At 61.1% G+C, this 26,760-nt stretch carries 21 protein-coding genes, 1 pseudogene and 1 riboswitch; of the genes and pseudogenes, 7 read left to right on the top strand and 15 right to left on the bottom strand.

Translation table 11 applies throughout. The features are described 5' to 3' along the window. Positions 1 to 365 precede the first annotated feature (365 nt). Both motB and motA read right to left on the bottom strand, forming a co-directional pair. The gene (gene motB, locus CXF97_RS13595; protein ID WP_101158974.1) at positions 366 to 1,442 is read right to left on the bottom strand and encodes a flagellar motor protein MotB; all 1,077 of its coding nucleotides are present in this window, start codon (positions 1,440 to 1,442) and stop codon (positions 366 to 368) included. Between the two features lie 3 nt (positions 1,443 to 1,445). Continuing rightward, positions 1,446 to 2,297 carry a flagellar motor stator protein MotA gene (gene motA / locus CXF97_RS13590; protein ID WP_024011357.1) on the bottom strand — a complete coding sequence of 284 codons (852 nt, stop codon included), beginning with the start codon at positions 2,295 to 2,297 and terminating at the stop codon, positions 1,446 to 1,448. A gap of 165 nt (positions 2,298 to 2,462) precedes the next feature. On the opposite strand from motA, the gene CXF97_RS13585 reads away from it, so the two are divergent. From CXF97_RS13585 to CXF97_RS13570, 4 genes are all read left to right on the top strand, one after another. Then, entirely contained in the window at positions 2,463 to 4,001 is a 1,539-nt protein-coding gene (locus CXF97_RS13585; RefSeq protein WP_101158972.1) for an HDOD domain-containing protein, read from the top strand. Between the two features lie 42 nt (positions 4,002 to 4,043). Next, the gene (gene rhdA / locus CXF97_RS13580) at positions 4,044 to 4,880 is read left to right on the top strand and encodes a thiosulfate sulfurtransferase (protein ID WP_101158970.1); all 837 of its coding nucleotides are present in this window, start codon (positions 4,044 to 4,046) and stop codon (positions 4,878 to 4,880) included. Then, positions 4,877 to 5,737, top strand: a complete 861-nt coding sequence (gene asd, locus CXF97_RS13575; RefSeq protein WP_024011354.1) for an archaetidylserine decarboxylase — start codon at positions 4,877 to 4,879, stop codon at positions 5,735 to 5,737. The genes rhdA and asd overlap by 4 nt, the downstream gene beginning before the upstream one ends. Before the next feature lie 66 nt (positions 5,738 to 5,803). Beyond that, positions 5,804 to 7,552 (top strand): molecular chaperone, encoded by a 1,749-nt coding sequence (locus CXF97_RS13570; RefSeq protein ID WP_101158969.1) that lies wholly within the window; start codon positions 5,804 to 5,806, stop codon positions 7,550 to 7,552. A 105-nt stretch (positions 7,553 to 7,657) separates the two neighbouring features. Here CXF97_RS13570 and serB read toward each other — a convergent pair whose 3' ends face one another. Next, positions 7,658 to 8,872, bottom strand: a complete 1,215-nt coding sequence (gene serB, locus CXF97_RS13565) for a phosphoserine phosphatase SerB (RefSeq protein WP_041477650.1) — start codon at positions 8,870 to 8,872, stop codon at positions 7,658 to 7,660. 134 nt (positions 8,873 to 9,006) lie between these two features. On the opposite strand from serB, the gene CXF97_RS13560 reads away from it, so the two are divergent. Further along, positions 9,007 to 10,518 carry an AhpA/YtjB family protein gene (locus CXF97_RS13560; protein WP_101158967.1) on the top strand — a complete coding sequence of 504 codons (1,512 nt, stop codon included), beginning with the start codon at positions 9,007 to 9,009 and terminating at the stop codon, positions 10,516 to 10,518. Between the two features lie 226 nt (positions 10,519 to 10,744). Here CXF97_RS13560 and CXF97_RS13555 read toward each other — a convergent pair whose 3' ends face one another. The 9 genes from CXF97_RS13555 to CXF97_RS13515 form a co-directional block, all read right to left on the bottom strand. After that, positions 10,745 to 11,455 carry a membrane integrity-associated transporter subunit PqiC gene (locus CXF97_RS13555; protein WP_101158966.1) on the bottom strand — a complete coding sequence of 237 codons (711 nt, stop codon included), beginning with the start codon at positions 11,453 to 11,455 and terminating at the stop codon, positions 10,745 to 10,747. A gap of 185 nt (positions 11,456 to 11,640) precedes the next feature. Then, the gene (gene parC, locus CXF97_RS13550; protein ID WP_101158964.1) at positions 11,641 to 13,905 is read right to left on the bottom strand and encodes a DNA topoisomerase IV subunit A; all 2,265 of its coding nucleotides are present in this window, start codon (positions 13,903 to 13,905) and stop codon (positions 11,641 to 11,643) included. 7 nt (positions 13,906 to 13,912) lie between these two features. Continuing rightward, positions 13,913 to 14,437: a TIGR02281 family clan AA aspartic protease gene (locus CXF97_RS13545; protein ID WP_071174225.1), complete on the bottom strand. Its 525-nt coding sequence runs from the start codon at positions 14,435 to 14,437 to the stop codon at positions 13,913 to 13,915. Beyond that, positions 14,434 to 15,423: an esterase-like activity of phytase family protein gene (locus CXF97_RS13540; protein WP_101158963.1), complete on the bottom strand. Its 990-nt coding sequence runs from the start codon at positions 15,421 to 15,423 to the stop codon at positions 14,434 to 14,436. The genes CXF97_RS13545 and CXF97_RS13540 overlap by 4 nt, the downstream gene beginning before the upstream one ends. Next, positions 15,423 to 17,330 carry a DNA topoisomerase IV subunit B gene (gene parE, locus CXF97_RS13535; protein WP_101158962.1) on the bottom strand — a complete coding sequence of 636 codons (1,908 nt, stop codon included), beginning with the start codon at positions 17,328 to 17,330 and terminating at the stop codon, positions 15,423 to 15,425. Before parE ends, CXF97_RS13540 begins: the two co-directional genes overlap by 1 nt. 41 nt (positions 17,331 to 17,371) lie before the next feature. Beyond that, complete coding sequence (locus CXF97_RS13530; RefSeq protein ID WP_101158960.1) at positions 17,372 to 17,980, bottom strand: YqiA/YcfP family alpha/beta fold hydrolase; 609 nt, start codon at positions 17,978 to 17,980, stop codon at positions 17,372 to 17,374. A 161-nt stretch (positions 17,981 to 18,141) separates the two neighbouring features. Then, positions 18,142 to 18,957, bottom strand: a complete 816-nt coding sequence (gene cpdA / locus CXF97_RS13525) for a 3',5'-cyclic-AMP phosphodiesterase (protein WP_101158958.1) — start codon at positions 18,955 to 18,957, stop codon at positions 18,142 to 18,144. Positions 18,958 to 19,054: 97 nt separating this feature from the next. Continuing rightward, on the bottom strand, positions 19,055 to 19,507 hold the full coding sequence (locus CXF97_RS13520) for a DUF1249 domain-containing protein (RefSeq protein ID WP_016771972.1): 453 nt from the start codon (positions 19,505 to 19,507) through the stop codon (positions 19,055 to 19,057). Continuing rightward, a complete protein-coding gene (locus CXF97_RS13515) occupies positions 19,498 to 20,115 on the bottom strand; it encodes an NUDIX domain-containing protein (protein ID WP_101158957.1) in 618 nt (205 codons plus the stop codon). The genes CXF97_RS13520 and CXF97_RS13515 overlap by 10 nt, the downstream gene beginning before the upstream one ends. Before the next feature lie 227 nt (positions 20,116 to 20,342). Between CXF97_RS13515 and CXF97_RS13510 the strand changes: the two genes are divergently transcribed. Next, positions 20,343 to 21,089 carry an RsiV family protein gene (locus CXF97_RS13510; protein ID WP_016771974.1) on the top strand — a complete coding sequence of 249 codons (747 nt, stop codon included), beginning with the start codon at positions 20,343 to 20,345 and terminating at the stop codon, positions 21,087 to 21,089. On the opposite strand, the gene cytX is transcribed toward CXF97_RS13510, so the two are convergent. Then, positions 21,058 to 22,350, bottom strand: a complete 1,293-nt coding sequence (cytX, locus tag CXF97_RS13505; protein WP_101158956.1) for a putative hydroxymethylpyrimidine transporter CytX — start codon at positions 22,348 to 22,350, stop codon at positions 21,058 to 21,060. The two genes, CXF97_RS13510 and cytX, sit on opposite strands and share 32 nt — an antisense overlap. 69 nt (positions 22,351 to 22,419) lie before the next feature. Then, positions 22,420 to 24,309, bottom strand: coding sequence for a phosphomethylpyrimidine synthase ThiC (thiC, locus tag CXF97_RS13500; RefSeq protein ID WP_101158955.1), 1,890 nt, complete (start codon positions 24,307 to 24,309; stop codon positions 22,420 to 22,422). Positions 24,310 to 24,452: 143 nt separating this feature from the next. Then, positions 24,453 to 24,558, bottom strand: a riboswitch (TPP riboswitch). Between the two features lie 206 nt (positions 24,559 to 24,764). Between thiC and CXF97_RS13495 the strand changes: the two genes are divergently transcribed. Then, positions 24,765 to 26,198 carry a TolC family outer membrane protein gene (locus CXF97_RS13495; protein ID WP_101158953.1) on the top strand — a complete coding sequence of 478 codons (1,434 nt, stop codon included), beginning with the start codon at positions 24,765 to 24,767 and terminating at the stop codon, positions 26,196 to 26,198. A 219-nt stretch (positions 26,199 to 26,417) separates the two neighbouring features. Here the strand turns inward: CXF97_RS13495 and CXF97_RS13490 are convergent. Then, positions 26,418 to 26,760, bottom strand: a pseudogene (locus CXF97_RS13490) (hypothetical protein); the annotation flags it as partial.

Genomic DNA, 26,760 nt, shown 5'->3' with positions numbered 1-26,760 from the left:
CACTCTCCAGATCGAAATCCGGGTGCTCGCTGACCAGTTCAATGTGAATGCAGTAGAGGGTGCTGATCGCTTCGGTGCCGCTGAAGGCCAGCACCTTGAAGTCGTGACGGATAGCAGGAATCTGCAACGCAAAATGCGCCGCATTGGCCGACCTGAACATACGCTTATCCTTAAGCAAAGAGGAAAAGAGCGCGATGTCCAAACCGTCCGTGGTTTGTGCTCGCGAAGACTGGCGGGCACGCTAACAAAGCAAAAAAAAGATAGATGTAAGGAGATTCTTCAAAGCAGGAAGGATGTTTCCTATACAGCAACCTGTTGTTCTACAGGTAGGAAAAAGCCGACATCACTGTCGGCTTTTTTGTCGGTCACTGCTTCGGCGCTGGGGCCGGGGCAGTGGCTGGCGGAGTGGCTGGCGCTGGCGCCGCACTCCCCGGTTCCGCCGGTTTCGGTGCGGCGTCGTCGAACAGGTTCAAGCGTTCGCGCAACTCGTGTGCAGGCACCGGTTGCTGATCCGCCGGCAGTGCGTTCGGGTCAACCGGCGTCGCCGGAGCGGCACCGTTCTGGCCTTGATCCGCCGGCTTCGCAGCATCTGCGCCTTGCGCACCTTCGATAGCCGCCTGGGCCTTTTTGGTCAGTACGACAATGTCGATCCGCCGGTTGACCGGGTTGAACGGGTTTTCCCGGTCGAACAGTGCCGACGAGGCATAACCGACCACCCGCGCCACCTGCGCATCCGGATAACTGCCAGCGACCAAGGCACGGCGAGCCGCGTTGGCACGGTTGGCCGAGAGCTCCCAGTTACCGTAATCGCCGGTGCCGATGTACGGCTTGGCGTCAGTGTGACCGCTGATGCTGATCTTGTTCGGCACCGCTTTGATGGTGTCGGCCATGGCCAGCAGGATGTCTTCGAAGTACGGTTTCAGGCGCGCGGAACCTGAGTCGAACATCGGCCGGTTCTCGGCGTCCATGATCTGGATGCGCAAGCCGTTCGGCGTGATTTCGAAGAGGATCTGATCCTTGAATTTCTGCAGTTGCGGGTTTTCGTCGACCTTGTTCTGCAGTTCCTGCAGCAGCAGCTCAAGACGCTCCTTCTCGACCTGCTCGGCCATGCCCTCAACCTGATCGGTGTCGACCGTGACCTTGTCCGGCTGCGGCTGCGACTTCACTTCCGGATTAAGAGTGTTTTCCGGCGCCAGAGTCGGGGTGCCACCGAGATCGATGATGTACGGCGTGCCGCTTTCGGAGAAGCCGACCGGATCCTTGAAATAACCGGCGATGGCGATCTTCTGTTCCGGCGTGGCGGTGGACAGCAGCCACAGCACCAGGAAGAACGCCATCATCGCCGTGGCAAAGTCGGCGAAGGCGATTTTCCACGCCCCGCCGTGGTGCCCGGCGGCAATACGCTTGACGCGCTTGACGATGATCGGCTGATTATTTTCCATGACTTAACGACCGCGAACCGCTTGTTCCAGCTCGGCGAAGCTCGGACGGTGCGCCGGGTACAGAACCTTGCGCCCGAACTCGACCGCCAGCGACGGCGGCATGCCGGACGCCGAAGCCACCAGCGAGGCCTTGATGGCTTCGTAGACGTTCAGCTCTTCCTTGGCGTCGTGAGCAAGAGAATGCGCCAGCGGGCCGAAGAAACCATACGCCGCGAGAATACCGAAGAAGGTACCGACCAGTGCCGCGCCCACGTGCAGACCGATCGATGCCTGGTCGCCCTCGCCCAGCGAGGCCATGGTCACCACGATACCGAGTACCGCCGCGACGATACCGAAACCGGGCATGCCGTCGGCAATGCCATTGACCGCGTGCGATGGGTGCTCGAGGTCTTCCTTGAGGCTGTACAGCTCCATGTCGAACAGGCCTTCGAGTTCGTGCGGAGCCATGTTGCCGGAGGACATGATGCGCAGATAGTCGCAGACAAACGCAGTCATGCGTTCATCCTTGAGCACGGCCGGGTACTTGGCAAAAATCGGGCTCGCGGCGGCATCTTCGATGTCGCCCTCGATAGCCATCATGCCTTCGCGGCGGCTCTTGTTGAGGATCTCGTAGATCAGCCCGAGCACTTCCAGATAGAACGTGTGGGTGAAACGCGAACCGAACATGCTCAAGGACTTCTTGAGCACGTGCATCGTCATGTAACCGGGGTTGGCCTGGAGGAAAGCGCCGAGGGCCGCACCGCCGATGATCATCACCTCGAAGGGCTGGATCAGGGCGGCAATCTTGCCGTGGGAGAGCACGTATCCGCCGAGCACGCTCGCGAATACGACGATGATGCCGATAATTTTAGCCATAGGTAGAAAGTACTTACTGAGTCGGGTTCAAGGTCATATTCGGAAGTTAAAAAATCTCTTCTTCTACTTATCGGCAAAACTGCGCCAGACTATAGCCAGTTCAGGCGAAAAGCCAATTTAGCCCATGCCGGGCGCGTCTACAGTCAGTGAAGATCTCGTCCAGACATGGCTAATGAAACGAACATTCCATCGGTAAAACCGAGCACCCTCCAGGCTTGGGTCAAGCTGCTTGACAGCGTCCCCCTGCCCGTACCGCAAGAGGCTCACGACAAAGTCTGCCGGGCGATCCGCGACAATCGCAGCTCGCTGCGCGACATCGCCGATCTGATGCAGGACAGCCCGGCGCTGGCCTTGAGCATCATCCGTGAGGCGAATCGTCACACCCACGGCACCATGGCCGCGCCAGCGGAAAATCTTGAGGTGGCAATCAATCGCCTGGGCCTTGCGCGTACCGAAGAATTGCTCGCGCGCCTGCCTGCGCAACCGCACCGGCAGATCCCCAGGGCCTTGCGCCAATTGCAACTGATCAGCCAACACGCGACACAGCAGGCCAACGGTTTTTTTGCCAGTCGCCTGGCGCGGTTGTGGCAGGACATCCATTGGGGCAGCCTGCTGTTCCTGTCGCCGCTGTGGCCGTTGGCACTGACCTATCCGCAGTTGCTCGAAGAGTGGGAGCTGCGGGTGATTCACAAGGGCGAATCGGCGCGTGTGGTCGAAAAGCAATTGTTCGGCGTGCGCCTGTTGAAGATTGCCGAAGCACTGGTCCAGGCCTGGCACCTGCCGATCTGGGTCGAGCAAGGCTACAAATTGCTGCTCAGCGAGCAACGCGAACTGGTCAAGGTATTGCGCATCGCCCGCGACAGCGAACACCCTTTGCGGCAGCAAAACCGCCTCGACGACGACCCGACGCTACGGCGTTGGCTCAACCAGCCGGCCAACACTGTGCTGCTGGCCAACGGCCTGGCACTGTCGGCGCAACAGGCCTGGGACAGTCCGCACAGCAACCGCTGGCAGTACCTGACGAGCCTGTACCTGCAGGTTTCCATGGACGAAGTGCAGCAACAGTTGCACCAGCAAGCGGCGAACAGCGCACGTCAGCACGCAATGCCTGATTTGTGGCACCCGGCGGTTTCGCTGATCTGGCCGTGGGGCACCCGTCGCTTGCCGGCCGGCATGCTCCCGGCCGCAGCACCGAATGCGGATGATCTGGGCCAGTGGCGTCGGCAATGCGCCGAACTCCTCGCCGAGCCCAGCCGTTTCACCAATGCCATGAGCCTGACCGTCGCCGCCCGCGAGGCTCTGGTGGCCAGCGGCATGCGCCGGGTGATGATTCTGATGGCTGACCGCACGCACACGACCCTGCGTGTACATCAAACTGCCGGCCTGCCGAAGGATGCAGCGGCGTTGAGCTTTGTCGTCAGCCAAAGCAAGGTCCTGCAGCGCCTGCTCGCTCAGCAGGCGCAGGTGCGCATCACGCCAGAAAACAACGCCCAATTCTGTGCCTTGTTGCCCGCGAGCCTGCGCACGCTGTTTCGCGGTGAACACCTGTTTCTGCGTTCATTGGTCAACAATGGCCGGGTGATCATGATCGTCGTCGCCGATCAGGGCGGCGGGCCGTTCGCCGACATCACCGTGCAGGCCTTCGGAAAAACCGCGCAGTGCGTCGAAAAAGCCCTGCACAGCTTTAGCAGCCGCGGCCAATGAGCCTGCGCTACAATCCTCCCCTTTGTGCTCTGGAGACCTCACATGTCTGACTTCTCTGGCTTGCCGCTCGTCATTGAGCCGAGCGATCTGCTGCCGCGCCTGGAGTCGCCGGAACTGATTCTGGTGGATCTGACTAGCCCTGCCCGGTATGCCGAAGGTCACTTGCCCGGCGCACGTTTTGTCGACCCGAAACGCACCCAGCTCGGCCAGCCGCCGGCGCCCGGGCTGATGCCGGCGAAGGCCGATCTGGAAGCATTGTTCGGCGAGCTCGGTCATCGCAAAGACGCGGTCTACGTGGTGTATGACGATGAGGGCGGCGGCTGGGCCGGGCGCTTCATCTGGCTGCTCGATGTTATTGGCCACAACAAGTACCACTATATAGACGGTGGTCTGCCGGCCTGGCTGGCGGACGGTATGCCCATGTCGATTCAGGTGCCCGCCGCGGTCGGTGGCCCGGTTTCGCTGACCCTGCACGATGAACCGACCGCCACCCGCGAATACCTGCAAAGCCGTCTCGGCGCCGCCGATCTGGCGATCTGGGATGCGCGCGGGCCGCTGGAATACTCCGGCGAGAAAGTCCTTGCAGCCAAGGGCGGCCACATCCCCGGCGCGGTCAATTTCGAATGGACCGCCGGCATGGACCAGACGCGTCAGCTGCGTATCCGCAGCGACATGCCGCAGATCCTCGAAAACCTCGGGATCACCAAGGACAAAGAAATCATTACCCACTGCCAGACCCATCACCGGTCGGGCTTCACTTATCTGGTGGCCAAATCCCTCGCTTATCCGCGGGTCAAGGGCTACGCCGGTTCCTGGGGCGAATGGGGCAACCACCCCGACACGCCTGTCGAGATTCAAGCTTCCAAGGAAAATCAATGAAAGAGCGTCTGTTTATCCTCAGCCAGTACCTGCTGCCGCATCACCTGCTGTCGCGTCTGGCTGGCTGCATTGCCGAGTGCCGAGTGCGCTGGTTCAAGAATGCTTTCACCCAGTGGTTCGCCAAACGTTATCAAGTGGACATGTCCCAGGCACTGGTCGAAGACCTGACCGCTTACGAGCACTTCAACGCGTTTTTCACTCGCGCCCTGAAAGACGGCGCGCGGCCGCTGGACGAAACCCCGGGCGCAATCCTCAGTCCGGCCGACGGTGCGGTCAGCCAGCTTGGCCCGATCGAACATGGTCGGGTGTTCCAGGCCAAGGGCCACAGCTTCAGCGTGCTCGAATTGCTCGGCGGTGATGCAGCCAACGCGGCGCCGTTCATGGGCGGCGACTTCGCCACCATTTACCTGTCGCCGAAGGATTACCACCGCGTGCACATGCCGCTGGCCGGCACCCTGCGCGAAATGGTCTACATCCCGGGCCGTATTTTTTCGGTGAACCAGACCACTGCCGAAAACGTCCCGGAGCTGTTCGCCCGCAACGAGCGCGTGGCGTGCATTTTCGATACAGAGCGCGGGCCGATGGCCGTGGTGCTGGTTGGCGCGATGATTGTCGCTTCGATTGAAACCGTGTGGGCCGGCTTGGTGACCCCACCGAAGCGTGAGCTGAAAACCTTCCGCTACGACGAAGCCGCACGCGCACCGATTCACTTGGAAAAAGGCGCGGAACTGGGACGCTTCAAGCTCGGTTCAACGGCGATCGTGCTGTTTGGCCCGGACCAGGTGAAGTGGGCCGAAGAGCTGGTGGCCGGTTCGCCAGTGCAGATGGGCCAAGGCCTGGCACTACCAAAAGCGTGACCCTGTTCGCGGAAGCAGCCGACGCTGCTTCCGCAAACTGCGACATTTGCTGCTATGGTTTTGCTCATGAGCCAGACCAACTTTTCTCCCAAGCTGCGCGCTCCGACTCCCACGCAAACGCGCCTGTCGTTCTGCGACGCCAGCCCGCGTGATCTCAAGCGCTGGATCGCCGGCCTGCCCAAGGCCAACATCGGCGAAACCGCCCGCCTGCTCTATCAAGGCCTCGGCGAACTGAACCTGTTGCTCACCCCCAGCGACAATCGCCTGCAACTCTTGGAACTGCTGCGGCCCGAGGTGTATTTCGTCTGCCAGCATCTGGAACGGCACTTTCTCCATCAGGCGATCATGCTCGACGAGCGCTCGCGCAAGGTCAGCAACCTGTGTCAGGCGCTGCAAGGTCAGTTGGCCATCGGCTATAAACAGATCGTTCTGCGCATCCTGCCCAAATACAGCAAGGACCGCGCGACGTTGGTCAGCACCGCATTGCAACGCGCGGCGCATGCCCTCAAGGCGCAACTGGTGCGCGCCACGCAGTTGTACAGTTCACCGCCGGAACACGTGTGGTTTGAATTGCATCAGTTGTATCGCAGCGCTGCGCAATTGCAGTTGCAACAACGGCGGCTGCGCGATGATCTCGCCTTTTTGACCAGCGACTTGAGCGTCGAACAGACCTACATCGCCGCAGTGCTATTGGGCAGCGCCCGTTGCAATCAATTGCGTCAGAGCCAGATTGCCCGGCTGGCCGAGGTGATCGAGCCGTGGAGCGCCCTGCTCAAGCTGCATCCGGGCCGCGCCGACGAGGGTTTGTTCGCCATCAGCCCGGAACTGGATGTTGGTCCACGCTATCGCAAAATGTTTCGCAGCGAACAACAAAACGCACTGCTGGGCTTCGACCCGCAACCGCTGGTCAAACAGCTCGAAACGCACCTGCTGCACCAGTCCACCTCGACCCCACTGCCCGTTTCCGCCGGCCTCAGCGTCGACACCCTGCAACATCTGCACGCTACTTGGGGCCAAGCGGCGGAACGCAGCTTTCAGCGTATCGCCGGTCAAGGCACATTGACTGTGTGCGTCGGCATGAGCGCCCTGCACTTCTACCTCGGCGGCGAGCGCACCTTCAGCGAACTGCTCAAACATCCCGGGGCCCGCGCGGCGAATTTCAGCAGCGTGGTGGCCAGCGGCGAAAAGGACAGCTGGAGTCAGGCGTTCGACGCTGCCCCGCAAAGTAACGATGAGCTGTTGCCGTACGAGGAAATCCAGTACGACCAGTTGAGCGAAGAGGAAGGCCCCGGCAACGCGCCGAACTATCCGACTTACGCCTTGCCGGTGATCAACCATAGTCCCGGCGGTTATTGCCTGGCCTGGCCCAGCGAAGTAGCGGCGGAGTTGCAGGCCGGGGAAATGCTCGGCATTCAGGACAGCGAGGGCAAAGGCTGGAGCATTGCGGTGATTCGCTGGATCCGCCAGGTGCGCGGCAGCGGCACACAGATGGGCATTGAACTGGTCGCGCCACACGCGCAGCCGTGCGGCTTGCAACTGGTCCGAACGAAAGATGATCACAGCCAGTATTTGCGCGGTTTGCTGTTGCCGGAAATCAGTGCGATCGATGTGCCGGCCACCGTGCTTGCGCCGCGCCTGCCGTTTCAGGAAGGCAACAAGGTGTTGATCAACACCCAGGGCGAGGAACACCGCGCCGGGCTGGATCGGCGGGTGGCGAGTACGCACAGTTTCAACCAGTTCGCCTATCGCTCGCTGGATCCTGCGCAGAATGGCGGGGGTGAAGAGGATTTCGATTCGTTGTGGAATTCGCTTTAAAGCAAAAGATCGCTGCCTTCGGCAGCTCCTACATTTGGAATGCATTTCCCTGTAGGAGCTGCCGAAGGTTCGGGCCGCGTTCGGACGATCTTTGTGCTTTGTCAGTTACAACTGCCCGTCACGATCCCGGAAGCCCAGCAGATACAGCACACCATCCAGCCCAAGGGTGGAAATCGCCTGCTTCGCCGACTGCTTGACCAACGGCTTGGCGCGGAACGCCACGCCCAGCCCGGCGATCGCCAGCATCGGCAGATCATTGGCACCGTCGCCAACGGCAATGGTCTGTTCCAGGCGCAGACCTTCCTTGTGCGCCAGCTCCTTGAGCAAGTCAGCCTTGCGCTGTGCATCGACAATCGGCTCGATCGCCACGCCGGTGCATTTGCCGTCGACCACTTCCAGCTCGTTGGCAAACACGTAGTCGATACCGAGCCTGGCTTGCAGTTGCTTGGCGAAATAAGTGAAGCCGCCGGACAGAATCGCGGTTTTGTAGCCCAGGCGCTTGAGCTCGGCGAACAGGGTTTCGGCGCCTTCGGTCAGGCGCAGCGAAGCGCCGATCGAGTCGAGCACGCTGACGTCGAGACCCTTGAGCAGCGCCAGACGCTCCTTGAAGCTGGCGCGGAAATCCAGTTCGCCGGCCATGGCGCGCTCGGTGATTTCAGACACTCGATCACCCACGCCGGCCGCCTTGGCCAGCTCATCGATGACTTCCGCTTCGATCAGCGTCGAGTCCATGTCGAACACGGCCAGACGCCGGTTGCGACGGAACAGCGAATCTTCCTGGAAGGCGATATCGACGTTCAATTCCTGGGCAACGCTGAGGAATTCGGCGCGCAAGGCCTGCGGATCGGCCGCTTCGCCGCGCACGGAAAACTCGATGCAGCCCTTGCCCTTGTCGGCCGGCGTGTCCAGCGGCATGCGCCCTGACAGACGGTCGATATGGTCAATATTCAGGCCATATTTAGCGGTAATCGCGCTGACAGCTTGCAATTGGCCGGCGGTGACTTTGCGCGTCAGCAGGGTGACGATATGGCGTTTCTTGCCCTGATTGCCCACCCACTGCTGATAATCCTCTTCGGACACCGGGGTGAAACGCACTTGCTGATCCAGTTCGTAACCCTTGAACAGGATGTCCTTGAGCACCGACTTGCCTTGTTCGGAATCGGGAATTTCAACCAGGATGCCGAACGACAGGGTGTCGTGGATCACCGCCTGACCGATGTCGAGAATGTTCACACCACCTTGTGCCAGAACACCGGTGATGGCCGCCGTCAGACCCGGACGGTCGACTCCCGTGATGTTAATCAGGACGATTTCGCGCAACGCGCACCCCCGCAACTGGAAAAAAACCGCATTCTACCCACTTTCAGTGACCATCGGGCACCGCGAGCGCTTTGCCGGTCTGGGGCCTGTCGCTATACTGCGCGTCAACTTCACGGACAAAGAGCCGAGCTCAAGTGAACCGGCCCACGCCAGTCAAAACCGATAACTTCTTCCTGCTGATCTTCCGTGCACTGCGCCATCGCCGTGTACCGATTGCATTGCGCATTGCCAGCCACAACGTGATCCTGGTCGCTCTGGCCCTGGTGATCTATGCCGGGGTGATGGGGCTGCAATTCAAGCAGGCCATGCACGAGCAGGCCGATGCGCTGGGCGAAAGCCTGACGACGCAGACCGCCACCTCCGCCACCGAGCTGCTGGTGTCCAACGACATCCTCAGCCTCAACGTGCTGCTCAACAACCTGACCAAGAACAAACTGGTCGCCCACGCGGCGATCTACAGCGTGGACAACCGCATCCTCGCCGAGTCCGGTCAGCGTCCCAAGCACAGCCTGCTGGGCGAAGCCGAGGGCATGTACGAGAGCAAGATCACTTTCCAGGACGTGACGGCCGGGCAACTGCGCATCAGCCTGGACATGGATCAGTTCCAGCAGCCTATGACCATCAGCCTGCAAAGCATGGGCATTCTGAGCGCGATTCTGCTGGCACTGTCGCTGGCTCTGAGCCTGCGCATGGGCCGCTATCTGTCGACGCCGTTGCTGCAATTGCGTGTATGGCTGCGCCGCATCGACGCGCACACCCCGGGCATTGATCGTCAGGATGAAATCGGCGATCTGGCGCGCCAGCTGCACGCCAGCTACGCCCCGGAACCTGAGCCTGAACCTGAACCCGAGCCGGAATTTGTCGAGGAAGAAGACGAACCGGAATTCGAGGTGCGTAACCTGCGCGATCCAAGCTTCGACGAAAGCCGCCCGCTGGCCGCGAAGAAACCGGCACCGCGCCACTTGGTCAGCACCGTCGAAGACGATGATGACGATGACGCCTTCGCCGACCTTCGCGACGAATCGCTCAACGACGCCGCACAACCGCTCACGCGCAAACCGACTCCTGACGTGCCACAGCACACCGCCGTACTGGCCGTGCAACTCGGCTCGCAAGAGCAACTGCGACGTTTGCCTCGCGCACGCCTGGAAGAATTGCAGGAACGCTATCGCGACTGCCTCGAGCAGGCCGCTTCGCTGTATCAGGGCGAAATCGAAACCCTCAACGATGGCAGCACGCTGTTGCTGTTCCACACCGAAGACTGCGGCGACGATTACCTGACCAATGCCATCTGCTGCGGCGAACTGCTGCGCGCACTCGGTCACCAGTTGCAGATCGAAGTCGCGGACAGCGGCATCACCCTGCAATTGCAGCTGGGCCTGACACTGGGCGATGAGTTGTTTGGTTTGAGCCAGATCGACCTGCTGCTGACCGATTCGGCTCAGGATGCACTGGCCTTGTCGCAGCACAGCCGCAATCTGCTGCTGGTCGAGCGCAAGATCAGTGATGACGCGCTGATTCGCCAACGTGCGCGGATCCGGCCGATCGCCAGCCCCGAGGGCGCCTGCTGTGTGGAGCGGTTGATGGAGCCTTATCCATCGATGCTGGAGCGGCAATTGGCGCGGATGCATGAGCGCCGGGCGTAAGGCTTAGGCCCGATACGCAAAAGCCCGCAGACGAGTAATTGTCTGCGGGCTTTTTATTGCCTGTACGGCCCCCTTCGCGAGCAAGCTCGCTCCCACATTTGATCGGCAGCGTGCAGACTCTGGAGCGAACCTGCTCGCGAAGGAGTCAGCGCTGACGACGAATAATCTGTGCCCCAGACACAACAAAGCCCGCACAAGGCGGGCTCTGTTCTGACTCGTTCCAGACTTAGAAGCGGAACACTTCCATGTCCGTACGAATCGGCGAGGCCATCGGAATCTTCGGTTGTTTCTCGGCTTCGGCCGCCGGTGCTGCCGGTTTGGCGTCCCGTTTACGCGGAGCCTCAGCCACAGGAGGCTGATTGGCCAACGGCTTGAGCGCGACCGACAACTGCTCGGCCAGACGCTGCAGCAGCATTCCCTGTGCCTGCACTTGCGAAGCGGTGCTGCCGGCGTGCAATTCCTGCAGATGAATGATGCGGTTATCGCGCACCTTGCCGCGGCGATCGATCAAGCGCCATTGCGCATCGAGAATCGCCGGTTGTTTCGCTCCGGAATCCAGACGGGTGATGGTCAGCAGCACCTGCACATCCGGAGTGAACCCGGCGGTAGCGGGCGCCAGCACCACACGCTGGCTGTCGAGGTGACCGGCGACCTGACGCATCAGCAATTGATCGATATCCGACGAAAGGCTGCCGGCCCAACGACCGTCGGTCGCCGCTTGCAGGCTGCCGTCCGGTTGACGTTGCAGCAGGGTTTCACGCTGAAGGTAATCGGCAACCACTACCGGCCCCAGCAAAACCGCCATGCCCGCGCTTTGCGCAGGCTGAACCGGACTTCCGCTGTCCAGTTGGTACAGCGACACCGGCTGGTGAACGCTGCAACCCGCCAGGCCAAGAACGCCGGCGAGCAACAAAATAAGGGGGCGTAGCGCAGTCATCATCCCGTCCAGGTGGCCGCCACAAGGCTGACCACAGTGAAAATACTCAATAAATATGAAGAACGCTCGGCCACGCCGGCGCTTGAAAGGCCATATCATCCGTGAATATGCGTTCCGACTCCAGCGCCAAAGCGTCGATCTACGTGTTTAATCGCAGATCGAGCGCTCTAGGAAGGCGTTCTCGTCTAATTGAGGTTTTCGACGAGCAGCGCATCGACCCGCTGAAAGCCCCGCGGAAGTTTATTTCCGCGACGACCACGCTCACCTTTGTAGTGTTCGAGGTCGTCGGCCTTCAGTGACAGGGTGCGCTTTCCGGCCTGCAATACCAGGGTGGCGCCCTCCGGCAAGACGGCAATGTCCGTCACGTATTCCTCGCGGCTGGCGACGCGTTCACCGGAAATACCGATGATCTTGTTGCCTTTGCCCTTACCCAATTGTGGCAGATCGCTGATCTTGAAGATCAGCAGGCGACCTTCGGTCGTGACCGAGGCCAGCCAGTTGAGCTCACGATCGGCCACAGGGCGCGGCGCGATGACCTTGGCGTTGTTCGGCAAGCTCAACAGCGCTTTGCCGGCCTTGTTCTTCGCTTGCAGGTCTTCGCCTTTGACCACGAAGCCGTAACCGGCATCGGAGGCAATCACGTACAGCGCATCGTCTTCGGGCATCAGCACGCATTCGAACGAGGCGCCCGGTGGCGGCGTCAGACGGCCGGTCAAGGGTTCGCCCTGGCCACGGGCCGACGGCAAGGTATGCGCGGCGACCGAATAACTGCGGCCGGTGGAGTCGATGAACACGGCAAACTGGTTGGAGCGCCCCGCCGCCGAGGTCTTGAAGCCATCGCCGGCCTTGTACGACAAGCCAGTAGCGTCGATGTCATGGCCCTTGGCCGAACGCACCCAGCCTTTTTCCGACAGCACTACGGTAACCTTTTCGTTCGGCAGCAGGTCGTGCTCGGTCAGCGCCTTGGCTTCAGCGCGCTCGACGATTGGCGAGCGACGGTCGTCGCCGTAGGTTTCGGCGTCTTTGAGCAGCTCGGTGCGCACCAGTTTCTTCAACTTCGCTTCGCTGCCCAGCAGGGCCTGCAGCCTGGCTTGCTCCTTGAGCAGCTCGTCCTGCTCGTCGCGCAGCTTCATCTCTTCCAGTCGCGCCAACTGACGCAGGCGGGTGTCGAGAATGTAGTCGGCCTGAATCTCGCTGAGGGCGAAACGCTCGATCAGTTTGGCTTTCGGGTGCTCCTCGGTGCGGATGATGTGGATCACTTCATCCAGATTGAGGTAGGCGATCAGCAAACCGTCCAACAGGTGCAGGCGACGCTCGACCTTGTCGAGGCGAAATTGCAGGCGACGACGCACGGTCTGAACGCGGAATTCCAGCCATTCGACCAGCAGCGCACGGAGGTTTTTCAGCTGCGGCTTGCCGTCCAGCCCGATGATGTTGACGTTGACCCGGTAGGTCGACTCCAGCTCGGTGCTGGCGAACAGATGCTGCATCAGCGCTTCATGATCGACGCGGCTGTTGACCGGGATGATCACGATGCGGCACGGGTTTTCGTGGTCGGATTCGTCGCGCAGATCAGCGATCTGCGGCGCTTTCGACGGTTTGGCCTGCATCAGCGCGGCGATCTGCTCCAGCACCTTGGCCCCGGAGACCTGATGCGGCAGCGCGGTGACGATGATGTCGCCATCCTCGACATGGTACACGGCGCGCATGCGCACCGAGCCCTTGCCGGTTTCGTACATTTTCAGCAGGTCGGCACGCGGCGTGATGATTTCCGCTTCGGTCGGATAATCCGGCCCTTGAATATGCTCGCAGAGCTGCTCGACCGTGGCTTTCGGCTCATCGAGCAGGCGTACGCAAGCGGTGGCGACTTCACGCAGGTTGTGCGGTGGCACATCGGTAGCCATGCCCACGGCAATACCCGTGGTGCCGTTGAGCAGAATGTTCGGCAATCGCGCCGGCAACACCAGCGGCTCCTGCAGGGTGCCGTCGAAGTTCGGGCCCCAGTCGGCAGTGCCCTGGCCCAGTTCGCTGAGCAGCACTTCGGAATAACGCGACAAACGCGCTTCGGTGTAACGCATGGCGGCAAAAGACTTCGGATCGTCCGGCGCACCCCAGTTGCCCTGGCCATCGACCAGCGTGTAGCGATAGCTGAACGGCTGCGCCATCAGCACCATCGCTTCGTAGCACGCCGAGTCGCCGTGCGGGTGGAACTTGCCGAGCACGTCACCGACGGTACGCGCCGATTTCTTGTGCTTGGAATCGGCGTCCAGCCCCAGTTCGCTCATGGCGTAGACAATACGCCGCTGTACCGGTTTCAGGCCGTCGCCAATATGTGGCAAGGCGCGGTCCATGATCACGTACATGGAGTAGTTGAGGTAGGCATTTTCGGTGAAGTCAGCCAGCGAGCGGCGTTCTACACCGTCCAGGCTGAGATCAAGGGAGTCGCTCATGCGGGCCTCATCGGTTCGTTGTCTGGCGCAGCAGCATGGTGCCACCGCGCTGGGTAAATTCAAGTTTGTTCAGGGCGCTCATGCCGAGCAGCACCTGATCGCCATGCAGCCCCGGCGCCACCAGTGCGCGAACGTCACGCAAAACAATGTCGCCCAGTTGCAGACGGGCAATCTTTGTTCGGTAGCCCTGGCTCAGGCCATTGGCCGTGCTCAGGGTCACGCCGAAACCTTCTTGCAGCTTCAAACGCTTGGCCAGATCCGCCGGTATCGCCACATCGGTCGCGCCGGTGTCGAGCATGAACTCCACCGGTTCGCCGTTGATCTGGCCGCTGGCGACAAAATGCCCCTGGGCATTGCTCGCCAGTTTCACCTCGATAAACCCTTCGCCCTGCTCCGACGTAACCACGATGTTCGGATTCTGCTGGCGCTGCTCCCACTGACCGAAAAACCGCGTCGCGAGAAACAGCGCCGCGCACCAGGCGAGGATCATCAACACCCGACCGGCACGTTTGCCCGGCGGTTGCTGGCTCATGGCCCGGCGCTCCAGCCACCGTCCGGTGCGGCAAAGCGCCAGACCACCGGACGGACTTCACCGTCGGCACGCGGGCCGAAATTGTTGTCGACGCCGATCCAGGCACCCTCGGCATCAATGATCAGCGCTTCTTCCAGTCCATAGTTCTGCGCGTAACGGCGATTGTCTTGCAACAGCTCGCTGGCATACGACCAGCAAAGCTCGACTTTGGCCGTCTGCGCATCGCGACGACAAATCTCGAAAGCGTTGCGTTCAAGGGTGAACAGCTTGCCGTTGAACAACGAAATGTCGGAAAAGTCGCGATGAACCGCTTTCGCCTTCGGAAACTGCGCTGGCTGCATCTCTTTGCCGCCCTCACTGAGCAGCACGCAGCGACCGTCGCAATCCCACACCGTCTGCTGGCGCTTGATCAGCAGCAGGCCGCGCTTCTGCCGTTCGGCGGCCAGCCACATCTGATCGCCCGCCGGGTTGATTGCCAAGCCCTCGAAGATCGAATTGAACTTCAGCAGCATGCCGCTCGCCCGCGCTTCGCGAACCAGCAGCGGCGAGATCTTCAGCCAGTTCGGCGGGCCACTGACCGGCACCTGCAACACCGCCGCATGGGCCTCACTGACGATGTAGCGATTGCCAGCGCTGTCGCAACTGATGCCTTCGAAATCCAGATCGCCGCCGCGAATGAACGACGCCGCCCACGTGCGCGAACTCAAGCCCCACGGCAAGCCGCTCTCGGGCACGGGCGGTACGTCGATGTGCACGGTTTGCGCCTGCCAGACCGGATCGCGGGTATCGAGGCGGTAGATCTGCTCGTCATCGCGATCGGAAACCGTCCACAGCTCATTGCCGCACATGGCCAGCCCCGACAGGTTGCCGCCGCGCATGCCTTCGACCGGGTGTTCGGAAAGCAGCCGCAATTGTTGCAGCGGCTCGGCCGACACGCTCAGCGCACTCAGCAGCAACGCACCCGCCAGGGCCCAGCCAAACTGCATCAGGCCAGCACCTCGGCGAGGTTGCCTTTGGATTCCAGCCAGGATTTGCGGTCGCCGGCGCGTTTCTTCGCCAGCAGCATGTCCATCATTTCCGAGGTTTCGGCGAAGTCTTCGCCCAGCGTCAACTGCACCAGACGCCGGGTGTTCGGGTCCATGGTGGTTTCGCGCAGTTGCGGCGGGTTCATTTCGCCCAGACCCTTGAATCGGGTGACCTGCGGCTTGCCGCGTTTTTTCTCGGCCACCAGGCGATCGAGAATACCGTCGCGCTCGGCTTCGTCGAGGGCGTAGTAGATCTCTTTGCCGAGGTCGATGCGATACAGCGGCGGCATCGCCACGTAGACGTGACCGGCATCCACCAGCGGACGGAAGTGCTGGACGAACAGTGCGCACAGCAGCGTGGCGATGTGCAGACCGTCGGAGTCGGCGTCGGCGAGGATGCAGATCTTGCCGTAGCGCAGCTGGCTCATGTCCGCCGCGCCCGGATCGACGCCGATGGCCACGGCGATGTTGTGCACTTCCTGGCTGGCGAGCACTTCGCTGCCATCGACTTCCCAAGTGTTGAGGATCTTGCCGCGTAACGGCAGGATCGCCTGGAATTCCTTGTCCCGCGCTTGCTTGGCCGAGCCGCCGGCGGAGTCACCCTCGACCAGGAACAGCTCGGAGCGCATCGGGTCCTGCCCGGCGCAGTCAGCCAGTTTGCCCGGCAATGCCGGGCCTTGGGTGACGCGTTTGCGCTCGACTTTCTTGCTCGCCTTGAGACGACGGCCGGCGTTATTGATAGCCAGCTCGGCCAGGGCCAGACCGGTCTCCGGGTTGGCATTGAGCCACAGGCTGAACGCATCCTTGACCACACCGGAGACAAACGCCGCCGCTTCACGCGATGACAGACGTTCTTTGGTCTGACCGGAGAATTGCGGTTCCTGCATTTTCATCGACAGGACGAAAGCGATGCGCTCCCAGACGTCTTCCGGCGCCAGCTTCACGCCGCGCGGCAGCAGGCTGCGGAATTCGCAGAATTCGCGCATGGCATCAAGCAGGCCCTGACGCAAACCGTTGACGTGAGTGCCGCCCTGCGCGGTCGGGATCAGGTTGACGTAGCTTTCCTGCACCGCGTCGCCACCTTCCGGCAGCCACAGCAGTGCCCAGTCGACCGCTTCTTTATTACCGGCGAAGGCGCCGCAGAACGGCTCGTCCGGCAGGCGTTCGAACTCGCTGACCGCGTCAACCAGATACGAGCGCAGGCCGTCTTCGTAATGCCACTCGACCTTCTCGCCGGTGCCTTTGTCTTCGAAGCTGACCAACAAGCCCGGGCACAACACAGCCTTGGCCTTGAGCACATGCTTGAGGCGGCTGATGGAGAATTTCGGTGAATCGAAGTATTTCGGGTCCGGCGCGAAGTACACGCTGGTACCGGTGTTGCGCTTGCCGACGGTGCCGACGATTTCCAGCTCGGAGGCCTTGAAGCCATCCTTGAAGGTCATCTGGTATTCGTTGCCGTCACGTTTGACCCGCACGCGCACTTCGGTCGACAGCGCGTTGACCACGGAAATACCCACGCCGTGCAAACCGCCGGAGAACTGGTAGTTCTTGTTGGAAAACTTGCCGCCCGCGTGCAGCTTGGTAAGGATCAGTTCGACGCCGGACACACCCTCTTCCGGGTGAATGTCTACCGGCATGCCACGGCCGTCGTCGCTGACTTCCAGCGAATGGTCGGCGTGCAGGATGACCTGCACCGATCTGGCGTGGCCGGCCAGGGCTTCGTCGACGCTGTTGTCGATGACTTCCTGGGCGAGGTGGTTCGGCCGACTGGTGTCGGTGTACATGCCGGGGCGTTTGCGCACCGGGTCGAGGCCCGAGAGGACTTCGATGGCGTCGGCGTTATAAGAACTAGCGCTGGGAGTGGCCATAAGGTCTCGTCGTCAGTCATTCATGAAAGAGGGGCAAGACTTCACAGCGTGGTGAAATCGATTGCCTGATACATATCGGCAGCCATGCCGGCAAAACTCAGCAACGCCGGCAATTGCCCGGCAAAGCCCTGAAAACTGTGGTCGCCGCCAGCCTGAATGCGCAAGGCACAGGCGCGGTAATACTGTTGGGCGAGGCGATAATCCAGCGTTTCGTCGCCGGTTTGCAACCAGACCTGATAACGCTTTGGATCCTGCGGTGGTGGCACTTCCAGCTCGGCCAGCGCCGTGACGTGGTCGTGAGTCAGTTCCCAGGTTTCATCGGTGTAGAGGTTTTTCTGCGTGCCTAGATAACCATCGAACATCCGGTGCGGGCTGACCGCCGGATTGACCAGCAGGGCTTTCAGGCCATGGCGCTCGGCCAGGTGAGTCGCATAGTAGCCGCCGAGCGAGCTTCCCACCAGCAACGGCCGGCCCAGCTCGGCGATTGCCTGCTCGAGCTGACCGATGGCTTCGCGAGGATGATGATGCAGCGCCGGCACGCGCAATTGCTCGCTCAACCCCAGCCGCTCCATGACCGCGACCAGCTGACAGGCCTTCTTTGAGGCCGGCGCGCTGTTGAAACCGTGGATATAGAGGATCGAACCGGACATTTGAGCTCCCTGGCTGTCGGCGAAAGATAGCGGAGTTTACAGGGAGTCAGCGATGGATGGGCCATACAAATGCACCTGTAGGAGCTGCCGAAGGCTGCGATCTTTTGATTCTGTTTTTAAGATCAAAAGATCGCAGCCTTCGGCAGCTCCTACAGGGATTATCAATAACCGTTGGAGCCGTAGTCGACTGTGAACTCGAAGTCAGTGACTCTTTCCACCCCGGTTTCCAGCCGCCCGTCCGGCATCAGCCGCAGCCATCGATACCCCGGCGCCTGCTCGCCCACCTTGAAATCCACACTCTGCGGTTCGAACTGAATGCATGTCGACGGCGATGCCATCAAGCGTACGCCGTGGCGCTCGCGATCAAGCTCCTGATGCACGTGCCCCCACAACACCGCGCGAACCTGCGGAAAGCGATCCAGCACTTCAAAAAACGCTTCAGGGTTACGCAGGCCGATCGGCTCCATCCACGCACAGCCAATCGACACCGGATGATGATGCAGGCACACCAGATGATGGCGCTCCGGCGCTTCGCTCAACGACCGCGCCAGCAACTGCAACTGATCATCCTGCAGATACCCGGGCACCGAACCCGGCACCGCCGAATCGAGCATCGTCACCCGCCAATTGCCGATATCGACTACCGGCTCGAGCAACGTGCTCTGCACCGCCGCCTCGGCCATGATCATCGGCTCGTCGTGATTGCCGGGGATCCAGCGTGCCGGCGCGGCGATCTGCGCGCTCAGTTGGCGGAATGCCTGATAGGACTGCAGCGTGCCGTCCTGAGAAATATCACCGGTGGCCAGCACCAGGTCGATCTGCGCCTGTTGTGCCAACACCAGGTCGAGGACCTTCTGCAGGCTCTCGCGGGTTTTCATGCCCAGCAACTTGCCGTCCGCTTCGGCGAACAGGTGGCTGTCGGACAACTGCACCAGCAGCGCCGGGTCGGCGCTGGTCAATGTCGATACGCTGGGCAAGGCGCTCTCCCGGGGCTAGGCACGCAATGGATGGGTGCGGCAATTATGCTGGGGGATGACACAAAGGGGAAACCGCCGAAGCGGACGCAGTTCACAACTAGCGAACGACTTCGTACTCGTGCCCCAACGCCAGGCAGTGACTCAGCCATTCGCCCAGAAACACATTGAGCTGGGCTTTTTCATCGGGCTGGTGCATGGCGGCGTTCGGATAAGGATAGATGCCGCGAAAACGTCGTGCATGTTCGGCGCTGACCACTTCGGCCATGCGCGCGTCGTGATAGACCTGCACTTCCAATTGCGGCACCGGCAACCAGGGCAGGCTGTGCTCCTGGCGCACCTGCAAAGTCGTGGTGTACGGGCAGGTCTGCAGCACTTCGAGGGCGAGCACGCCGAGCATCTGTTCGCCCTGGGTTACGGCGATGCGCCGCGCCTCGGGTTCGTTGCGCATGTCCGGCAGCAGTCGCATCAGGCGCGCGTAGTTGGCCTCGCAGGCGGCTTGCAGCCCCACGAGGTCAACCCGATAACGATCGCGCAGCTTGTTTACGACCATAGCCCCCTCACTTCGGCGCGGTTGAGCGCCAGCCACTGCAAAGCGATGATGGTCGCCGCGTTGGCAATCCGACCGTCACGTACAGCCTGCAAGGCATCTTCAAAGGCCCAGACCGTTACGCGGATGTCTTCGGCCTCTTCTTCCAGCCCGTGCAGACCGCCGGCGCCGTCGGTGCTGCAACGCCCCAGATATAAATGCACGAATTCGTTGCTGCCACCCGGCGACGGAAAGTACTTGGTCATTGGCCACAACGCCTTGATGTCCAGCCCAGCTTCCTCCTGCGCCTCGCGGTGAGCAACTTCTTCCGGTTGCTCGTCCTTGTCGATCAGACCGGCGACCAGTTCGACCAGCCACGGGTTGTCGGCCTTGCCCATCGCGCCGACACGAAACTGCTCGATCAGCACCACTTGATCGCGCTGCGGATCGTAAGGCAGGACGCACACGGCATCGTGGCGCACGAAGATTTCACGGTTGATCTCGCGGCTCATGCCACCGGCGAACAACTCATGGCGCAGGTGCACACGGTCGAGCTTGTAGAAGCCCTCGTAGCATTTTTCGCGCCGCACGATATCGACGGCGGTCGGAATGGCGTTGGCAAAGTCAGTCATGAGCATCCTCTTTACTGCATATCCGTTACGAGATTGTTTGCTGTTACCGGCAACCTCGACTTCGCGCCATCCTAACGCGCCCGCACCGTTTGATGCAGCCCCTTTACCGTCAGCGGGATGGACGGTGACGGTGAAACCCACTCTAATTAGCTTAGTGGCGAACTGACTGCTTCGTTGAGAGTCGAAGCGGTAACTTTTCGCCTTCCCCTGCTTTCGAAAGGACGCCCATGTCGCTTTTCAAAATTGCCTCTGTGGCCGCTATTGCCCTGACTCTGGGCGCCTGTGCCAGCCTGTTCCAGCCCAACTATCGCACGCCGCTGGAAACCACCCGCGACGCCTCGGAACAGTTGAAACCCGGCTGTTCCAACCCCGATTGCCCGCTGGTGAACATCGACACCCTGCGCTTCCCTGATGAGCCGGCACTGGACGGCATCATCGAAAAACGTCTGCTGCAAATGACCCGCACCGAGAAGAACGCACCGGTCGCGCCAACCCTGGCCGCCTACCGCGAGCAGTTCCTGGCCAGCGCCGGCCCGCGCAACAGCAGCTACCTGCAAGCGAAAGTACGCGAGCAGCATGACGGACTGGTGATCATCGAGCTGTCGAGCTACCTCGACACCGGCGGCGCCCATGGCACTCCGGGTCGCGGTTTCATCAACTATTCGCGCCAGCAGCACAAGGTGCTGAACCTGTCCGACATGCTGCTGCCGGGTCAGGAAGAGGCGTTCTGGAAAGCCGCGCAGGTCGCGCACAACAGCTGGCTGATCAGCACCAAGCTCGATCAGGAGGCGGAATTCGTCGCGAACTGGCCGTTCGTGAAAACCCCGCACGTGGCGCTGACTTACGGCGGCGTGATCCTCAAGTACGACGTGACCACCATCGCGCCTTACGCGCTGGGCCACGTCGAACTGAAGATTCCTTATCCGCGCCTGAACGGCATTCTCAAGCCTGAGCTGTTTCCCGGCCGTAACTGAAGGCCCGGCCCAGCACCAGCTGTAGCAACCCTGCCAGCACCAGCGCCGGCAGGGTTGCGCCGACATCCGGATACAGATTCGCCAGCAAGTGGTAAGTGCTCACGCCACCCAGCCAGGCCAGCAACGCCGGCCAGCGCAATGCGGCTGACGCGACCTGAGCACTGCGCTTGCGCAGAATGAAGTGATCGACCAGCACCACGCCGAACAGCGGCGCAAACACCGAGCCGATCAGCAACAGAAAATTCTGGTACTGCGCCAATGGCGCCAGCAGTGCGATCAGCGTGCAGACCAGGCCGATGGCCAAGGCCAGATGCTCGACTTTCAGACGCAACACAATCCCGCTCGAAACCGCCGCCGAATGTATATCGGCAAAAGCGTTTTCCGACTCATCCAACAGAATCAACAGCAACGGAATCCCTAGACCGGCACCCGCCAGAGCCAGCAGCAGTGCGTTGACTTCGCCGCTGGGTGCGAACGCCAGGGTGTAAGCGACGCCGAGGCTCATCAGCCAGAAGTTGCCGATGAAGAAACCCACCGCCGTGCCGCCGAAAACATTCTTCGCACGCTTGCCGAAACGCGAGTAATCGGCAATCAGTGGCAGCCACGACAGCGGCATGGCGATGGCAATGTCGAAGCCCACGGCGAACGACATCGAACCGTCACCGGCGCGCGCCCACAGCGCGGCGAGATCAGCTTTGGCGAACAGGTTCCAGGTCAGCCACAGGCACGCCGCGAGCAATAGCCAGATGCCCCACTTGCGCAGAACCTGCCGCACGAACGTCAACGGGCCGCTCACTGCCAGCAAGGTCGCCAGTGCGCCGAAAAACACTGTCCACAGGATCGGATTGGCCCACAGCGAGCCTTCGCTGAAGGCGCGGGTGCCGAGCAAGCTGGCGGCATCACGCATGACGATGATTTCGAACGAGCCCCAGCCGATCAGTTGTAGCAAGTTCAGCAACGCCGGCAGGCTCGCGCCTTTGCGGCCGAGGCTGAGCTTCAGCGCGGCCATTGATGACAGGCCGGTGTCGCTGCCAATCACGCCGACCGCAGCCAGCAGCACCACGCCCACCAGTGTGCCAAGGAAAATCGCCAGCAACGCACCGGACAGGCCCAGCCCCGGCGCGAGCAATGCGCCGGTCTGCAGGACCATCAGGCCGATGCCGAGGGAGAACCACAGGGAAAACAGATCGCGGCCGCCGAAGACACGCTTTTCAGCGGGTACGGCCAGATCGGGGGAATAAGTGCCGGGTTGAATGCTCAAGGGTGTTATCTCAAAGGGACATTTGTTGTGATCGTTCCCACGCTCTGCGTGGGAACGATCAGTACGGGGTCAAACTTTCTTGTACAGCTGACTGCCTTCCTGTTTGAACCGCTCGGCCTGCTCAGCTAGCCCCTTGGCGACGTCCACGTCGACCGCGTCGATGCGCTGGTTGGCCGCGTACTCACGGACTTCCTGGGTGATTTTCATCGAGCAGAATTTCGGCCCGCACATCGAGCAGAAATGCGCGACTTTCGCCGAGTCTTTCGGCAGGGTTTCATCGTGGTAGGAACGCGCAGTGTCCGGATCCAGACCCAGGTTGAACTGGTCTTCCCAACGAAATTCGAAACGCGCCTTGCTCAAGGCATTGTCGCGAATCTGCGCGCCCGGATGCCCTTTGGCCAGGTCCGCTGCATGCGCGGCGATCTTGTAAGTAATGATCCCGGTTTTCACATCATCCTTGTTCGGCAGGCCCAAGTGCTCCTTCGGCGTCACGTAACAGAGCATCGCGCAACCGAACCAGCCGATCATTGCCGCACCGATGCCCGAAGTGATGTGGTCATAACCCGGAGCGATGTCGGTGGTCAGTGGGCCGAGGGTATAAAACGGCGCTTCGTCGCAGCACTCAAGCTGCTTGTCCATGTTCTCTTTGATCAACTGCATCGGCACGTGGCCGGGGCCTTCGATCATGGTTTGCACGTCGTGCTTCCAGGCGATCTTGGTGAGTTCGCCGAGGGTTTCCAGCTCACCGAACTGCGCGGCGTCGTTGGCGTCGGCAATCGAGCCCGGGCGCAAGCCGTCGCCGAGCGAGAAGCTGACGTCGTAGGCCTTCATGATTTCGCAGATTTCTTCGAAATGGGTGTAGGCGAAGTTTTCCTTGTGATGCGCCAGACACCACTTGGCCATGATCGAACCGCCACGGGAAACGATGCCGGTGACGCGTTTGGCGGTCAGCGGCACATAACGCAGGAGTACGCCGGCGTGGATGGTGAAGTAATCGACGCCCTGCTCGGCCTGCTCGATCAGCGTGTCGCGGAACAACTCCCAGGTCAGGTCTTCGGCAACACCGCCGACTTTTTCGAGCGCCTGATAAATCGGCACGGTGCCGATCGGCACGGGCGAGTTGCGGATGATCCATTCGCGGGTTTCGTGAATGTGCTTGCCGGTGGACAAGTCCATGATGTTGTCCGCGCCCCAGCGGATGCCCCAGGTCAGTTTCGCCACTTCTTCTTCGATGGACGAACCCAGCGCACTGTTGCCGATGTTGCCGTTGATCTTCACCAAAAAGTTACGGCCGATGATCATCGGTTCCAGTTCGGTGTGGTTGATGTTGGCCGGGATGATTGCACGGCCACGCGCGATCTCGTCACGGACAAATTCCGGGGTGATGATTTTCGGCACGCTGGCGCCGAAGCTGTGGCCGGGATGTTGTTGATCGAGCAGGCCTGCGGCGCGAGCCACTTCCAGCTTCATGTTTTCGCGGATGGCAACGAACTCCATCTCGGGGGTGATGATGCCCTGACGCGCGTAGTGCATCTGCGTGACGTTATGCCCGGCCTTGGCGCGACGCGGGTTGTTTACATGGGCAAAACGCAGCTTGGTCAGCTCCGGGTCGGCCAGGCGTTCGCGGCCGAAGTTGGAGCTCAGACCGGCAAGGCGCTCAGTGTCGCCGCGATCATCGATCCACGCCGAGCGCACATCGGCCAGGCCTTTGCGCACATCGATCACTACGTCCGGATCGGTGTACGGGCCGGAGGTGTCGTAGACGGTGACCGGCGCGTTGATCTCGCCGCCGAAGTCGGTCGGCGTCACGTCGAGGCTGATTTCACGCATCGGCACGCGGATGTCCGGACGCGAGCCCTGAACGTAGATTTTTTGCGAACGGGTGAACGGCTTGACCGATTGCTCGTCGACCTTGGCCGAGTCACTCAGGTTGATCGCGTTTTTTTCTTTTGTTGTCATCACGGGCTCTCCAGACAGCATCCAGCAGTGGATTGTCGGAGCAGAACCTGAAAGGCACGGACGCACCAGGACCGGTGCTGTGCATTCGTCGAGCGTTCGATTGTCGAACAATATCCCGGACGAAGCACAAGAGGACTCGCCGGGTGACGAGAAATCTTGTTCCCTACGCAGGCGCTAACCTGATCAGGTTCAACGGGATCCGAAATTATTCGATCTCAGCCTCATAGCAAGGCACCCCGACAAGAACCCGGCCAGTCTAGACACAACTGGCAAAGAACGCCAACACCGCGGCAAACGCCATGATCAATGGCACAAATACAAGGGCTCGGCCGATTGTTGTGATGCGTTTGCGCAACTACACTCGCCTTGCCCTGCCCCGCCTTGACGCTGTGCAGGCCGCGCCTTACCTTTGGCGCCCGGATTATTTCCATAATATTAATGCTAGGGATCGCCTCATGCTGCGCAAACTCTCACTGGCTGTGGCCGTGTCTTGTGCGTCCAACGCAATGGCCTGGGCGGCCGAAGCGCCCTTGTCGACCAAAACCGATCTGGTCAGCGTCTATCAGGAAGCGGTCGACAACAATGCCGATCTGGCCGCCGCCCGCGCCCAGTACGGCGCGCAGAAAGAAGTGGTGCCGCAGGCCCGCGCCGGCTTGCTGCCGAACCTGTCCGGTGGCGCCGAAGTCGCCGACGTGCGCACCTCGATCGACCAGCCTTCGGCGATTGCCAATCGCAGCGCGCACTCCTATCAAGCGACCCTCGCCCAACCGCTGTTCCGCGCCGATCGCTGGTTCCAGTATCAAGCGGCCAAGGACGTCAACGAACAGGCCGCCCTGCAACTCTCGGCCACCGAGCAGAACCTGATCCTGCAATCGGCCGAAAGCTACTTCAACGTGCTGCGCAGCCAGGACAATCTGGCCTCGACCAAGGCTGAAGAAGCGGCGTTCAAACGTCAGCTCGACCAGTCCAACGAGCGCTTCGATGTCGGCCTCTCGGACAAGACCGACGTTCTGCAATCGCAAGCCAGTTACGACACCGCGCGAGCCAACCGCATCGTCGCCCAGCGTCAGGTCGATGATGCGTTCCAGGCGTTGATCACCTTGACCAACCGTCAGTACAACTCGATTCAGGGCATCGTCCATACGCTGCCGATCCTGCCGCCGGCGCCCAACGATGCGAAATCCTGGGTCGACACCGCGGCGCGGCAGAACCTCAACCTGCTCGCCAGCAACTACGCGGTCAGCTCCGCCGAGCAGACGCTCAAGCAGCGCAAGGCCGGCCACTTGCCGACCCTCGACGCCGTGGCGAAATACGAGAAAGGCGACAACGACGCCCTCGGCTTCGCCAACCCCAACTCGTTCGGCGCGCCTTATGGCGGCAACGTCGAGCAGAGCACCCTGGGCCTGCAACTGAATATCCCGATCTACAGCGGCGGGCTGACCAGTTCGCAAGTGCGTCAGTCCTACGCGCAACTGGATCAGAGCGAACAGCAGCGCGAATCCCTGCGCCGGCAAGTGGTGGAAAATACCCGTAACCTGCACCGCGCGGTGAACACCGACGTCGAGCAGGTGCAGGCGCGCCGCCAGTCGATCATCTCTAACCAGAGCGCGGTGGAGGCCACGGAAATCGGTTATCAGGTCGGCACACGCAACATCGTCGACGTGCTCGACGCCCAGCGTCAGCTGTACACCTCGGTGCGCAACTACAACAACACCCGCTACGACTACATCCTCGACAACCTGCGTTTGAAGCAGGCAGCGGGGACGCTGAACCCGGGAGATCTGGAAGATCTGCGGCGCTATCTGAAAGCCGACTACAACCCGGACAAGGATTTCTTGCCACCGGATCTGGCGTCGGCGGCCGAGGCGCAGCTCAAGGCCCGGCCTTGAAATGGAAACCCGCAGCGATGCGGGTTTTTTATTACCTGATCATTGCCCGCAACCAAAACCTGCCCTTGCGCGATCCTTGCGGGTAGAGGGAGCGCGAAGCATCGCAGATAACGGATCAGCCGACTGACATCGGCCCGCAGGTGCGCCGGAAGGCGGACGTCGTAGTCGGTAGTTCGTCGTGTCCCGGGATGGGCAAACCCGCAAGTGGATTCACGACGTTCAAGGCCGATTCATGAGCAATGCTCGCTCGGCTTGATGGGCGAGTTCCGCCTCGCGCAACGCGATAGCTGCTTCCAGTTCAGGGGAACGTTTGGCCCATTGTTCCGGTGGGAGTGGCTTTGACCATTCGATGATGTCGGGATGGAGCAAATCAGGTGGCGGATTTAATTTCCAGCGTTCAAGTACGTCTATCAGTAGCGTGTTGAATATGAAAATCCCACAGAACCCTTCCCAAAGAATGGTGACAAACCAGCCTCGCAACTTCGCAGCCTTGATCAGATCGTCGAGATAAGTTGCCCAGATTCCTTTTGATCTGTCGAAACGAGCAGTTGCATCCTCAACG

It is taken from the genome of Pseudomonas sp. Choline-02u-1 (genome assembly GCF_002836515.1).
In the GTDB taxonomy this organism is placed as follows: domain Bacteria; phylum Pseudomonadota; class Gammaproteobacteria; order Pseudomonadales; family Pseudomonadaceae; genus Aquipseudomonas.
This window is presented reverse-complemented; position numbering and strand designations above follow the sequence as displayed.

Coding starts and splice junctions, on each gene's coding strand:
- motB (WP_101158974.1), bottom strand. CDS start 1,442: ATGGAAAATAATCAGCCGATCATCGTCAAGCGCGTCAAGCGTATTGCC.
- motA (WP_024011357.1), bottom strand. CDS start 2,297: ATGGCTAAAATTATCGGCATCATCGTCGTATTCGCGAGCGTGCTCGGC.
- CXF97_RS13585 (WP_101158972.1), top strand. CDS start 2,463: ATGGCTAATGAAACGAACATTCCATCGGTAAAACCGAGCACCCTCCAG.
- rhdA (WP_101158970.1), top strand. CDS start 4,044: ATGTCTGACTTCTCTGGCTTGCCGCTCGTCATTGAGCCGAGCGATCTG.
- asd (WP_024011354.1), top strand. CDS start 4,877: ATGAAAGAGCGTCTGTTTATCCTCAGCCAGTACCTGCTGCCGCATCAC.
- CXF97_RS13570 (WP_101158969.1), top strand. CDS start 5,804: ATGAGCCAGACCAACTTTTCTCCCAAGCTGCGCGCTCCGACTCCCACG.
- CXF97_RS13555 (WP_101158966.1), bottom strand. CDS start 11,455: ATGACTGCGCTACGCCCCCTTATTTTGTTGCTCGCCGGCGTTCTTGGC.
- parC (WP_101158964.1), bottom strand. CDS start 13,905: ATGAGCGACTCCCTTGATCTCAGCCTGGACGGTGTAGAACGCCGCTCG.
- CXF97_RS13545 (WP_071174225.1), bottom strand. CDS start 14,437: ATGAGCCAGCAACCGCCGGGCAAACGTGCCGGTCGGGTGTTGATGATC.
- CXF97_RS13540 (WP_101158963.1), bottom strand. CDS start 15,423: ATGCAGTTTGGCTGGGCCCTGGCGGGTGCGTTGCTGCTGAGTGCGCTG.
- parE (WP_101158962.1), bottom strand. CDS start 17,330: ATGGCCACTCCCAGCGCTAGTTCTTATAACGCCGACGCCATCGAAGTC.
- CXF97_RS13530 (WP_101158960.1), bottom strand. CDS start 17,980: ATGTCCGGTTCGATCCTCTATATCCACGGTTTCAACAGCGCGCCGGCC.
- CXF97_RS13520 (WP_016771972.1), bottom strand. CDS start 19,507: ATGGTCGTAAACAAGCTGCGCGATCGTTATCGGGTTGACCTCGTGGGG.
- CXF97_RS13515 (WP_101158957.1), bottom strand. CDS start 20,115: ATGACTGACTTTGCCAACGCCATTCCGACCGCCGTCGATATCGTGCGG.
- CXF97_RS13510 (WP_016771974.1), top strand. CDS start 20,343: ATGTCGCTTTTCAAAATTGCCTCTGTGGCCGCTATTGCCCTGACTCTG.
- thiC (WP_101158955.1), bottom strand. CDS start 24,309: ATGACAACAAAAGAAAAAAACGCGATCAACCTGAGTGACTCGGCCAAG.
- CXF97_RS13495 (WP_101158953.1), top strand. CDS start 24,765: ATGCTGCGCAAACTCTCACTGGCTGTGGCCGTGTCTTGTGCGTCCAAC.